The organism is Magnetospirillum aberrantis SpK, assembly GCF_011022235.1.
Taxonomy (GTDB): Bacteria; Pseudomonadota; Alphaproteobacteria; order Rhodospirillales; family Magnetospirillaceae; genus Magnetospirillum; species Magnetospirillum aberrantis.
In genome coordinates, this window is the sequence record NZ_JAAIYP010000034.1 from 342,614 (window position 1) to 354,515 (window position 11,902).

Consider the following 11,902-nt stretch of genomic DNA (forward strand, 5'->3'; position numbering starts at 1 on the left):
ACTCACCCTTCGTATTCGGCCCGCACCAGGCCGTGACGCTTGAGCTTGTCGTAAAAGGTCTTGCGGGGCAGTCCCAACGCCTCGATGGTCTTGGCGACGTTGCCGGCATGACGGTTCAGTTCCGCCTCGATCACCGTCTTTTCAAACATATCCACACGTTCAGGCAAAGTCAGGGCGCCACCATCCTGATGCGGAACGTCGCCATCCAGCAATCCCAGCCCCAAGACAAACCGATCCGCGACATTGCGCAGCTCACGCACGTTTCCCGGCCAATCATGGGCCATCAGACGGTCGAGCCGTCCCCCCTCCAGAGCCGGCGGCTCGCGGTTGTAACGGCCACAGGCCAGTTGCACGAAATGCCGGAACAGCAGCGGAATGTCGTCACGTCTGTCACGCAGTGGCGGCAACGGCACCACGACCACGTTGAGGCGGTAAAAGAGATCCTGGCGAAAACGGCCATCGGCCGCCGCCTGCTTCAAATCCACCTTGGTGGCGGCGACCACGCGCAAGTCCACCGGCACCAGTTCGTTGGACCCCAAAGGTTCCACAGCGCGTTCCTGAAGCGTGCGCAGGATCTTGACCTGAAGCGTCAGCGGCATGCTTTCGATTTCGTCCAGGAACAAGGTGCCGCCGCTGGCATGCTCGATACGCCCTATCCGGCGCTTGGCGGCACCGGTGAAGGCGCCGGCCTCGTGCCCGAACAGTTCGCTTTCGAAAATAGTTTCCGGCATGGCACCGCAATTGAGCGCCACGAAGGGGCGCTCGCGCCGCCGGCCCTGGGCGTGCAGGGCGCGGGCCACCAATTCCTTGCCGGTCCCGGTTTCCCCCCACAGCAGCACGTCGGCGTCGGTGTCCGCCACGGCCGCGATGGTCTGACGCAACCGTTCGATGGCCGGCGTGCGACCGATGATGGCACGGCTGTTGGCGTCGGCCAGTTCGTCCCGCAAGCGGCGGTTCTCCAACACCAGCCGTCGCCGTTCGGCGGCACGCCGGACCACGTCGGCCAACATCTCGGGCGGCGCCGGTTTTTCGACAAAATCATAGGCTCCTTCCCGAATGGCCCGTACCGCCATGGCCACGTCGCCATGGCCGGTCACCAGAACCACCGGCAATTCCGGGTCGTGGGCACGGAGGCGCGCCAACAACTCCATACCGTCGATTCCCGGCATGCGCAGGTCCGTCACCACCACCGCCGGACGGGCCCGGTCCAGCAGTTCCAACGCCTGTTCGCCGGTGGCACAAGCCACCACCGAGAACCCGGCCAGTTCCAGCGTCTGTTCCCCGGCCGTCAGGACAGGCCGGTCGTCGTCGACCAACAGAACGGTATCCATCAGCCAAGCTCCGCGTTAAGCAATTCAAGCGTAAAGGCCGCGCCTCCTTCGACACGGTTGACGGCACTCAGATTGCCGCCGAAATCACGGACGATAGCCGACGCGATGGACAACCCCAGCCCCAACCCCTCGCCCGCCGGTTTTGTGGTGGTGAACGGCTCGAACAAATCGGACAGCAATTCGGGGGCGATGCCCGGACCGGTGTCAGCCACCACCAGCGCGGTTTTTCGCGATCCCGGATGAATGCGGATGGACAAGGCGCCGAACTCGACCCGCGCCATGGCGTCCAGGGAGTTGGCAACCAGATTGAGCAGCACTTGCTCCAACCGCACCTGTTCAGCCCGCACCATCACGGTGTTCGCGCCCAGATCGACATCGACCGTCACCCCCTGTTCACGCAGGCGCGATCCCACCATGGCCAGCACCCGCTCCACCGCCGGCGCCAAGGCCACCGTCGCCAGTTCGCCATCCGGCCGGCGCGCGAATCCCTTGAGCCGGCGTGCGATCTCGCCCAGACGATCCGCCTGGCCGGCGATCTCGTTCAGATTGGCCGAAACACGGTCATGACGTTGCAACTCAAGAAAACGCAATGCGTTTCCGGCAAAGGCACGGATGGCGGCCAGCGGCTGGTTTATTTCATGCACCATGCCGGTCGCCATCTGACCGATGGTCGCCAACTTGGCCGCCTGGACCAGTTCGGCGGTACGCAATTTCAGTTCTTCCTCCAGGGCCGCGCGGCTTTGACGCTCGAACGCGGCGAAGGCCAGGACACTGCGCCGTCTTTCGGCCACCACGTACACCGCCAGCAACAACGCCGTCATGGCGATGGAGCCGCCTACCGCCCAACTCCACCGGCGGCTTTGCGCCATGCGAGTGGAACTGAGCACGCTCAACCGCCATTCGCCACCAGCCAGATCAAGCTGCACGGCCAAGCTATGGCCGTCCAACGGCGGCATCGGATGAAAGCGCAAGGCCGGATCGCCGGTCAAAAGCACCGTCCCGTCCCGGTCCGTCAACAACAGGCTTTCCGGGCTGTCGGCCCATAAACGCTCCAAGCGGGCCAACTCGATCTTAGCGACCACGACGCCGATCACCGCCCCACCCGTGCCTAGAACGGGCTGGCCGACATAGTAACCGGGAACGTGCGACGTCGTTCCCAAGGCGAATTCATGGCCGGTACGCCCTTGCATGGCATCGATGAAGTACGCACGAAAAGAGAAGTCCTTGCCGACGAAACTGTCCCCGGCCGTGGCATTGCTGGCGGCAATGGCCACGCCGTCCCGGTTCATCACGTAAAGATCGCTGAGGTCGGCGTCGCGCACCAGATCGGCCATCAAGCCATTCAATTGCCATGCGGCGGCACCGTCGCCGGCCAGGGCGTCGGCCACCAAGGGTGCGCGGGACAACGCCAGGGGCACCCCGGCCGGCCGTTCCAGTTCGCGTTGCAGCAAGGTTCGGAACAGGTCGGCGCGGCCCTGGACCTGGGCGGCGATATCGGCCATGGCGCTGGCTTCCCCTCCGACCCCGCAAAGCCACGCCGCCAGCGGCACCAGCACCAGCAACGCCCCGAACCATAGCCGGGGCAAGGGAAACCGGTCATGGGGAGGAAAAGAGACAAAAGGCTCGGCCGTCATGGCAATTTCCTGTCGGGCGGACGGAAGGCGACGCAGCAAACCCGAAAGGCGAGCCGCGCAACGGAAAACAATGTTTTAGTCCGTGCGGAAATCCGCACGAATTTTTGCGGAGACCGTGCGGGAACCCGCCCACGCGGCATAGAAAAACAAAGCAATTACAACGCCTTTGCTGTTGGCACAGGGTTTGCGCAGGAAATCGGCGCACCCGCCCTTGGGGCCATGCCACCACACCAGAGGAAACCGAGATGCATCCTGCTCCGGCACCAAAAAAGACGAAAGGCAAGTTTTACACCAACCTGACCTTTCAGGTTCTGACCGCCATCACCATCGGGGTCCTGTTGGGGCATTTCGTCCCTGACCTTGCGGTGAAGATGAAACCCCTGGGCGAGGCCTTCATCCGTCTGGTCAAGATGGTCATTGGTCCCATCGTCTTCATCACCGTGGTCACCGGCATTTCCTCCATGGGCGACATGAAGAAGGTCGGCAAGGTGGGCGGCAAGGCCCTGTTGTATTTCGAAGTGGTGACCACCTTCGCCTTGGCCATCGGCCTGATCGTCGTCAACCTGATCGGCCCGGGCCGGGGAATGCATGTGGTTCAAGGACAGGTGGACGCCAAGGCCGTGGCCAAGTACGCCGCTGCGGCACATGAACACGACACCGTGTCATTCATCCTGAACCTCATTCCCGAGAACGTGGTCAGCGCCTTTGAAAAAGGCGACCTGTTGCAGATCCTTCTCTTTTCGATCCTGTTCGGCGTGGCCCTGGCCGCCATGGGCGACCGCGGCAAGATGGTCGAGGGCTTCCTGGAAAAGGTTGGTCACGTCATGTTCGGGGTCATTGGCATCGTCATGCGCGTGGCCCCCCTGGGCGCCTTTGGCGCCATGAGCTACACCATCGGCAAATACGGCGTGTCGTCCCTGGCCTCGCTGGGGCAGTTGATGGCCTCGGTCTACATCACCATGGCGCTGTTCGTTTTCGTGGTGCTGGGAAGCATCGCGCGAATCTACAACTTCAGCCTGTGGCGTTTCCTGCGCTACATCAAGGACGAACTTTTGATCGTGCTGGGCACGTCATCGTCGGAATCGGCCCTGCCGCGCATGATGGATAAGCTTCAGCGTTTCGGCTGCGCCAAGCCGGTGGTCGGACTGGTCATTCCCACGGGCTATTCCTTCAATCTCGACGGCACCTCGATCTATCTGTCCATGGCCGCCATCTTCATCGCCCAGGCCTATGACATCGACCTGACCCTGACCCAACAGCTCAGCATCCTGGCGGTGCTCCTGTTGACCTCCAAGGGGGCGGCGGCGGTGACCGGCGGCGGCTTCATCACCTTGGCCGCCACGCTTTCGGCCACCGGAACCTTGCCCATCGAAGGGCTCGCGCTGTTGCTGGGTGTCGACCGCTTCATGTCCGAAGCCCGCGCCATCACCAACCTGATCGGCAACGGCGTCGCCACCATCGTCGTCGCCAAGATGGAAAAGGAATTCGACGAATCCAAGGCCGTCGAGGAATACCAAAGCCATTTCCGCGAGCCGGCCCTGGCCGCCATCTGAAACCGGCAGACGGACCTCCTCCCCCGTCTTCCGGCCGCCGCCGGGTGTTCCGCAAGCCCCAAGAGCCCGGCGGCAGAAAAGCCCCCGTCCCTGCGGACGGGGGCTTCTTCGTTTCGGGTCATGCACAGATCGGGTGGATAAGTCTGTCGATAAGCCGTGAGCAAGTGCGGCAGGCGTCGGTAACGCCTGAAATCCTCGGCCTTGCCCATTTCCAAGGCAGATCCGTCAGGGATGCCCGAGGAGCAGACTGGTTATCAAATACCCGCATGCTGTTAACCGGCGATTTACGACGCCCCAAAAGAATATTAATACTAAAGAAGTAATGTGCCTTCATGGATCGCTCGACCAGAGGCGGAGAATGAACAGCTTGACGCACAGGGCGCAGTCACCGTCCCCCTGTACCGTAACGGCACGGTCGCGATGCGGGTTGTCGGTGATCACCGCCCCGGCGGCGTTGGCCGCCGACTGCCGCCCGGCCCCTTCGCCGACGGCCTGGAACGACGGCGGCACCGCTTTCGGCGACATCCTGCGTGTGTTGCTGGTGGAGGATTTCGCCGCCGACGCCAAATTGGTGTCGCTGTCCTTGCGTGAAACGCCTGACCAGACTTTCGTCATTACCCACGCCGCCACCTTGCGCGACGCCCTGGCCATCTTGGGCAACACGACGGTAGATGTGGTCTTGCTTGACCTGTCTCTTCCCGATTCCAGCGGCGTCGCCACGGTGACCCGCTTGCGCGACAGCGCCCCGCAGGTTCCGGTGGTGGTGATGACCGGCAATTCCGATCCGGCCTTCGCCCGCCGTGCGCTGGAGGCCGGAGCCCAGGATTATCTGGTCAAGGGCGACGATTCCGGTCCGGTGGTCGCCCGCGCCATCCGCTACGCCATCATGCGCATGGCCACCCTGATCGAGCGGGAAAAGCTGATCAGCAAGCTTGAACGCGAACAACAGACCTTGCGTCGGGAACTGGACGCCGCGCGTGCCATGCAATTCAACCTGCTGCCACGCCCGGCGACGGCTTCGCCACGACTTGAAGAACTGGGCCTGTCGGTCGAAGCCTATTTCGAACCGTCCTCGGGAATCGGCGGTGACCTTTGGGGAATGTTGGATTGCGGCGCCAACCGCATCGGGTTCTTCGCCTTCGACTTTTCCGGGCACGGCATCAGCGCCGCGCTGAACGTGTTCCGGCTTCATACGCTGATGGGAGAGCACCTGCCGAACCCGAACGACCCGGCGGCGACCCTTGGCGTCCTCAACCATTCGCTCAACGGGTTGCTGGCCCCCGGACAATACGCCACCATTTTTCTCGGCATCCTGGACACCGAGAAAGACGAGTTGGTCTGGTCGGCGGCCGGTCATCCCGGTCCGGCCCTGCTGGGGGCGGACGGTTCCATCGTCATGCTCGACACCCGAGGCACGCCGCTCGGCATCGCGGCCAACGCCTCCTACCACAATCGCCGGATCGCTTTTCCCCACGGAACCAGCTTGTTCCTCTATTCCGACGCGGTGACGGAAAGCACCGGCCTCAACGGAGAAATGCTCGGGGAAGAAAACCTGGGGCAAATGCTGCGGACCGCCACCGCCAATTCCGCTGGATTCTGCCTTGAGGACCTGCTCAACCAATTTTTCGTCCGCGCCCGCCATCCGATCGAGGACGACCTGACAGCCGTCCACATCCGGCGCTGTTGAACACTGAAGCGGAACAAAAATGGATATCAGCCACATCGAAGGACCGGAACCCGTTTACCGTCTGGCCGGAAAGCTGTCCTTCGCCGACAACGAGGCCATGCGACCGGTGCTCGACGACATGGGAACGGGAACCGGACGCACCCTGATCCTGGACATCGGTCAGCTGGATTACGTGGATTCTTTCGGAATCGGCCTTTTCCTGGTGGCTCTCGATGAAGTCAAGAAAGCGGGAAACCGTCTGGTCGTGCGCAATCCGCAAGGGGCGGTCAAACGCATATTCGCGTTGTCCAACCTTGATACCCTGCTGACCATCGAAGGGGAAAACACCCCGCCCCTGGGGCCAAGCGCCAAATTGCCGCCGTTGGCGCCAATTCATAACGGATTGACCATCGGTCCGGTCGTCGCCGACGGAGAGGACGGCTTTGTCGTCATGTTGACTGGACGCTTCACCTTCAACGACCACGAAGGATTCGAAGCCTTGTTGTCGGCCATCGAATCCTGCGCGGAGACCACCCTGACATTGAATCTCAAGGGGTTGGAATTCATGGATTCCGCGGGTCTGTCCATGTTGCTGATCGCACGCGAGGAAGCCGCGCGCAACAACACCCACCTTGTCCTCGCCTCTCCTTCCGGCCGGGTATCGCAATTGCTGGACCTGGCAGCAATCGACACGTTGGTGGACGTCCGTGAACAACGCTGACGGCACAGCGACCATCCCGCGCATCCTGGCCCTTTATGACGGGTTCACACCGGCCCAGTCCCTGATCGACGCCTGCCAGCGGATGGGGGTGGACCTTATTCCCTATGTGGAATGCATGCCGATGGGACCAACACCATGTCTTTTGATGGCTCCGGCCATCCCATGGCGGCTGTCCCGCGCCTTGTCCGGCGATTTTTCGGGTTTCATCGAGGTGGCTCCCGACCGTGCTGAAACCATTCCGGCGGTGTGGAAGGATTGTGCGGCGACCATCGCACAGGGAGGGGTCGCCGTGTCCCTGACCACCGCGGCCGCCTATGGACACGACATTCCATGCCAGTTCATGAACGCCGTCAGCCGCCGCTTCGACGCGCCGTCATGCCAACAATCCATGGAATTGGCTCTTTACGAGGCGTTGTCCAACGCCATCATCCACGGAAACCTGGAACTGGACAGCAGCCTGAGGGGCAGCGCGGCACATCTGCGCGCCTATCGCACCGCCTTGGAACAGGCGTTGAGCACCCCCACCCTGTCGTCGCGACGCATCAACCTTACGTGCCGTCCCTTGGGGACCATGCTGAGGCTTGAAGTACACGACCAGGGACGCGGCTGGGATGTGCGCCAAGTGCTCGACACGCCTTTGGCCTCGGACGCCAAGAGCGGCCGGGGACTGGACCTGATCCGCCGGATGGCGCAATCCGTCGCCGCCATGGATTGCGGCCGCCGCTTGATCATGGATTTCCGCCGCGACCAATCTTGACACATCGCGGCATGTTGCATCGCAGCAATGTTTCAGGCAGTGTTGAAACGCCTGAACTTGCCGCTGCAAGGATTGGAAGACATGTCGATTCCGCCCCTGTTCGTGCCGAAAGTTTCCGCGTGGCTAGCGCGTGAAGGCTTCACCATCCTGACGGCGCCGTCTTCGTTGGTGGCCCGCGCCCTGGCCGAGGTGCGGCGGGACGCATCCTGACCGTTTTTGTCTTTCCTATGAAGCGGACGGCCCAGACCGCCCGCTTGAGATCATAAGATTTCAAGCCGCCAAACGACCGATCCAGCGTTCGATGGCGGCGACGTGTTCGGCCTCTTCCTCGACGAATTCGCGGGCCATGGCCTTGATCTCGGGATCGTCCGAGGCGTTCAGCACGTCCTGATAGAAAGCCAATCCACGCAACTCCGCCTCAAGCGCCAGTTCCATGGCCTGGTTGACATCCATGTTGGGGTCAGCCCCCCAAATGGCCGCCGCCTCGGGGCTTTCCTCGTCCGGCCATTGAAACTGGCCGGTGCCGATTTCCGGCAAGTCATGGAAACCACCGCGTTTGCGCGCCTCTTCCAGATGCAGGCGGGAAAAGTGAGCCATCTGGCGAAAGAACGCCGCCACATCCTTGTTGGCGAAGGACGACGCCACGTCCGCCAATTCATCGAAACGCAACGCCGCCTCTTGCTCCAGACGGGCGGCGTAGACCAGAAACTCCTCGACCGACTTCATGCCCAACTCCTTGCGTGCGGGGGGAATCGCTGGCGGAAGGAGGTAAGGCTAACTTTTGTGCAATCGCAATTCCAGCCTAATTATTGGGCCGATACGATCCAACCACCGCCCAGCACCCGCTCGCCGCGATAAAAGACGCAGGCCTGGCCGGGAGCCACTCCCTCTTCGGGCTGGTCCAAGAACACCGTGGCGGTGCCGTCGCCATGACGGGTCAGCCGCGCCGGCTTCGGAGGCCGGGTCGAACGCACCCGGACCTCAAGGGCGACATCCTCGCCTTCGTCCTCGCCCAGCCAGTTGACGGCGCGCAGACGGATAAGGCTTCGCCCCAGCATTTCACGCGGGCCGACCACCACCCGGCGGGTTTCCGCCTCGATCCGCACCACGTAAAGCGGTGCGCCGCCCCCTACCCCCAGCCCTTTCCGTTGGCCGATGGTGTAGTGGACGATTCCGGCATGGCGACCCAACACCCGGCCATCCACATGCACGATCTCGCCGTCCAGGATGGCGCCGGGGCGCAACCGTTCCAGCAAACCCGCATAATCACCGTCAGGAACGAAACAGATATCCTGGCTGTCGCGTTTGGTTGCCACCGGCAAATTATGGCGCAAGGCGATGGCGCGGGTTTCGTCCTTGCTCAGCATCCCGCCCAAGGGAAAGCGCAAGAAGTCCAACTGGGAGCGGGTCACCGAGAACAGGAAATAGCTTTGATCGCGGGTGGGATCGATTCCCTTCAACATGACCGGGCCTTGGGCCGTGTCCTCGCGCCGCACGTAATGCCCGGTCGCCAGGGCATCGGCGCCAAGGTCGCGCGCCACCTGGAACAGGTCGCGGAACTTGACCGTCTGGTTGCACAGCACACACGGAATCGGCGTCTCGCCACGCAAATAGGATTCGGCGAACGGATCGATCACGTCGGCCTGGAAGGTGCTTTCCATGTCCATGACGTAATGGGCGATGCCCAAGGCGTCGGCCACGGCGCGGGCATCGTGGATGTCCTTGGAACCGCAACAGGTCTTGGGCCGGCACACGGCCGCGCCATGGTCGTAGAGTTGCAAGGTGACGCCAACCACCTCCCACCCCTGTTCCATCAGGAGCGCGGCGGTGGCCGAGGAATCGACGCCCCCCGACATGGCGACGACGATGCGGCCTTTCGTGGAATTCATCGCTGCCATATAGCGACGCGCGGCCCGCTCGTCCAGTCCCCCGCGTCGTCACCAAAGCTTCACTGGTTCCAAAAAATGGCCGCGCTAGTGTCCGCGGCAAATGCAACGCAGCACGAAAATAGTCCTCCTGGTCAGCGCGGTTCTGTCGCTCAGCGAAGCCGGACTGGTCTGGGCCAACCGTCAGGCCGCCCTGAGACGGGTGGAACAGGTCGTCCATGAACGCGGCGACACCCTGCGCGAAGGCTTCCTGATCGCCAAGGCGACGACGGAAATGCAGTTGTCGGCCATCGCCAACTTCATCGCCGGCGTCGAGGACGTCAAACGCCATCTCGACAGCGGCCAGACCGCCCGACAGCGACAAGACGCCACCGCGGCCGAGGCCATCCGCCAGCAATTGCAAGGAATCGTCGGCCGGCGCTGGCATGATCTGCAATTTCGCTTCCTCTTGCGGCAATTGGCTTTCTATTTGCCCGACGGCACGGCGTTCCTGCGTTCGGACCAGCCCTATCGCCATGGCGACAACGCCACCGGGCATTCCGCCATGCTGCGCGAGGTATCCGCACAATCGCACGTGGTTTCGGGATTCGAGATCGGGCGCTGGTCCACCGGCTTGAGCGCCATCAGCCCGGTCTTCGATTCCGGCGACGACCGCCGGATGGTCGGAATGGTCGAACTCGGCACCTCGTTCGACCCCATGCTGGTCCCGATCTGCCCCACGGCGGAATGCGGTTTGGCCATCTTGTTGGAGCGCGGTGCCATCGCAAGCTTGTCGACCCAGGTTCGCGACACGCAGTTCAGTCCCGATCGCGTCGCCGGTCCATGGGTCATGGAAGCCTCGTCCAACCCGGCGTTGACCCGCCGTTTCCTTCCCAACCTTCCTCAGCGGATCTCGACCGACACCGAAACCCGCCTGATCCGGGTCGAAGGCGGGCGTTGGTTCGGCCTGACCACCTTTCCGCTTGACGGTTTCTCGCCGTCCACCGGCGACAGGGCGCCCCCTGCCGGCATGGTCGCCGCATGGCAGGATGCAAGCGACCTGATGGGCGCCGCCCAACAGGACGTGAAAGAAAGCATCCTGATGGCGGTCGCCGGCTTCCTTGCCGTGCTGGTTCTGCTGATCACTTCCGTTCGCTTGGCGACACGGCGGCTGGAAACCGAAATCGCCGAAGCCACCGCCGAATCGCGCTCTCTTCTCGACCAAGTCAGCGCCATGGCGGAACGCGACCCGCTGACCGGTCTTTACAACCGCCGCAGCTTCGACACCCGCATGGCGGAGGCTTGCGCCGGGGCCGAACGCGACAATGTGCCCCTGTCGCTGGCGATCATCGACCTCGACCATTTCAAGTCCATCAACGACACATACGGGCATTGTGCCGGCGACAACGTCATCGCGCTGATCGCCGCCTTGTTGCACGACATGGCCCGCGCCACGGACGTCGTCTGTCGTTGGGGCGGCGAGGAATTCGTCCTGGCCCTGCCCGCCACCGCCGACCGTCAGGCGTTGGTGATGCTGGAACGCTTGCGCTCCTGTCTGGCCGAACACAACGCCACCGCCGCCGAAGGCAGCACGCCCCCCTTCACCTTCAGCGCCGGCATCTGCCAACGGCAAGCGGGGGACAGCCTGGACACGCTGTTGAAGCGGGCCGACCGGGCCCTTTACCGAGCCAAGGAACAAGGCCGCGACCGCATCGAGATCGCCGCCTCTGACCAGATCATGGTGTGATCCAGATCGTGGCGTGATCAGACCGCCCACATCTCGAATACACAGGGGTCCATGGTGCCATGGATTCCCGCTTTCGCGGGAATGACGCCTTATTGGCGGGCATCCGTCTCCCGGAATCCGGCGATGAACCAAAAAAAACTCCGCCCGGCGACGCCGGGCGGAGTTCTTATTGCCTGTTTACGGATCAGGCGACGCGCAAGTTGACCGCGGCCATCTTGCCGGTCCGTCCGCGCTCCAGCTCATAGCTCAGCTTCTGCCCTTCGCAGAGGTTGCCGATCCCCGAGCGTTCGACGGAGGAGATGTGAACGAACACATCAGCCGAACCGTCTTCCGGTTGGATGAAGCCGAAACCCTTGGTGGAATTGAACCATTTCACGATGCCAGTGGACATATCTGTCTCCCATAGTCCGGCGTTGCCTGTGGCTACGTAACCACACGCATCAAATCTGTTACGGGCAAGTCCAGGTATGTCCCTACAAAAGGGCTGCCGTGGGAAGTTCCCTACGAATTCGAATGACCGATATATGCCCACGTTCCACATACCAGGTCAATTAAATTAATTTTCCCAGCATAAACACATCCCGCACGATCATTTTTCTCATTTTCCCCCATGACAGAAAAAGCATGG

11 protein-coding genes are annotated in these 11,902 nt (G+C 62.5%); 6 read left to right on the plus strand and 5 right to left on the minus strand.

Annotated features, from left to right (window positions below; all coding sequences use genetic code 11):
• Window positions 1–2: 2 nt before the first annotated feature.
• Together G4223_RS08080 and G4223_RS08085 are read right to left on the minus strand one after the other, a co-directional pair.
• Complete coding sequence (locus tag G4223_RS08080; RefSeq protein ID WP_163677501.1) at window positions 3–1,331, minus strand: sigma-54-dependent transcriptional regulator; 1,329 nt, start codon at window positions 1,329–1,331, stop codon at window positions 3–5.
• On the minus strand, window positions 1,331–2,965 hold the full coding sequence (locus G4223_RS08085; protein ID WP_163677504.1) for a sensor histidine kinase: 1,635 nt from the start codon (window positions 2,963–2,965) through the stop codon (window positions 1,331–1,333). Before G4223_RS08085 ends, G4223_RS08080 begins: the two co-directional genes overlap by 1 nt.
• A gap of 245 nt (window positions 2,966–3,210) precedes the next feature.
• On the opposite strand from G4223_RS08085, the gene G4223_RS08090 reads away from it, so the two are divergent.
• The 5 genes from G4223_RS08090 (at window position 3,211) to G4223_RS20210 (ending at window position 7,872) form a co-directional block, all read left to right on the plus strand.
• The gene (locus G4223_RS08090; RefSeq protein ID WP_163677507.1) at window positions 3,211–4,518 is read left to right on the plus strand and encodes a dicarboxylate/amino acid:cation symporter; all 1,308 of its coding nucleotides are present in this window, start codon (window positions 3,211–3,213) and stop codon (window positions 4,516–4,518) included.
• Between the two features lie 433 nt (window positions 4,519–4,951).
• Complete coding sequence (locus G4223_RS08095) at window positions 4,952–6,205, plus strand: SpoIIE family protein phosphatase (RefSeq protein ID WP_163677511.1); 1,254 nt, start codon at window positions 4,952–4,954, stop codon at window positions 6,203–6,205.
• A gap of 19 nt (window positions 6,206–6,224) precedes the next feature.
• Window positions 6,225–6,905 (plus strand): STAS domain-containing protein, encoded by a 681-nt coding sequence (locus G4223_RS08100; RefSeq protein ID WP_163677513.1) that lies wholly within the window; start codon window positions 6,225–6,227, stop codon window positions 6,903–6,905.
• Complete coding sequence (locus tag G4223_RS20365; protein WP_163677517.1) at window positions 6,892–7,662, plus strand: ATP-binding protein; 771 nt, start codon at window positions 6,892–6,894, stop codon at window positions 7,660–7,662. Before G4223_RS08100 ends, G4223_RS20365 begins: the two co-directional genes overlap by 14 nt.
• 81 nt (window positions 7,663–7,743) lie before the next feature.
• Entirely contained in the window at window positions 7,744–7,872 is a 129-nt protein-coding gene (locus tag G4223_RS20210; protein ID WP_277395024.1) for a hypothetical protein, read from the plus strand.
• Window positions 7,873–7,932: 60 nt separating this feature from the next.
• Here the strand turns inward: G4223_RS20210 and G4223_RS08110 are convergent, their stop codons facing one another.
• Both G4223_RS08110 and mnmA read right to left on the minus strand, forming a co-directional pair.
• Window positions 7,933–8,388 carry a ferritin-like domain-containing protein gene (locus G4223_RS08110; RefSeq protein WP_163677520.1) on the minus strand — a complete coding sequence of 152 codons (456 nt, stop codon included), beginning with the start codon at window positions 8,386–8,388 and terminating at the stop codon, window positions 7,933–7,935.
• 80 nt (window positions 8,389–8,468) lie between these two features.
• A complete protein-coding gene (mnmA, locus tag G4223_RS08115; RefSeq protein WP_241004009.1) occupies window positions 8,469–9,551 on the minus strand; it encodes a tRNA 2-thiouridine(34) synthase MnmA in 1,083 nt (360 codons plus the stop codon).
• Between the two features lie 100 nt (window positions 9,552–9,651).
• Here mnmA and G4223_RS08120 point away from each other — a divergent pair, with 100 nt between their 5' ends.
• Window positions 9,652–11,274: a GGDEF domain-containing protein gene (locus G4223_RS08120; RefSeq protein ID WP_163677526.1), complete on the plus strand. Its 1,623-nt coding sequence runs from the start codon at window positions 9,652–9,654 to the stop codon at window positions 11,272–11,274.
• 184 nt (window positions 11,275–11,458) lie between these two features.
• On the opposite strand, the gene G4223_RS08125 is transcribed toward G4223_RS08120, so the two are convergent.
• Window positions 11,459–11,665 carry a cold-shock protein gene (locus G4223_RS08125; RefSeq protein WP_163677528.1) on the minus strand — a complete coding sequence of 69 codons (207 nt, stop codon included), beginning with the start codon at window positions 11,663–11,665 and terminating at the stop codon, window positions 11,459–11,461.
• Window positions 11,666–11,902: the final 237 nt, after the last annotated feature.

Coding starts and splice junctions, on each gene's coding strand:
- G4223_RS08085 (WP_163677504.1), bottom strand. CDS start 2,965: ATGACGGCCGAGCCTTTTGTCTCTTTTCCTCCCCATGACCGGTTTCCC.
- mnmA (WP_241004009.1), bottom strand. CDS start 9,551: ATGAATTCCACGAAAGGCCGCATCGTCGTCGCCATGTCGGGGGGCGTC.
- G4223_RS08125 (WP_163677528.1), bottom strand. CDS start 11,665: ATGTCCACTGGCATCGTGAAATGGTTCAATTCCACCAAGGGTTTCGGC.
- G4223_RS08110 (WP_163677520.1), bottom strand. CDS start 8,388: ATGAAGTCGGTCGAGGAGTTTCTGGTCTACGCCGCCCGTCTGGAGCAA.
- G4223_RS08080 (WP_163677501.1), bottom strand. CDS start 1,331: ATGGATACCGTTCTGTTGGTCGACGACGACCGGCCTGTCCTGACGGCC.
- G4223_RS20210 (WP_277395024.1), top strand. CDS start 7,744: ATGTCGATTCCGCCCCTGTTCGTGCCGAAAGTTTCCGCGTGGCTAGCG.
- G4223_RS08120 (WP_163677526.1), top strand. CDS start 9,652: ATGCAACGCAGCACGAAAATAGTCCTCCTGGTCAGCGCGGTTCTGTCG.
- G4223_RS08100 (WP_163677513.1), top strand. CDS start 6,225: ATGGATATCAGCCACATCGAAGGACCGGAACCCGTTTACCGTCTGGCC.
- G4223_RS08090 (WP_163677507.1), top strand. CDS start 3,211: ATGCATCCTGCTCCGGCACCAAAAAAGACGAAAGGCAAGTTTTACACC.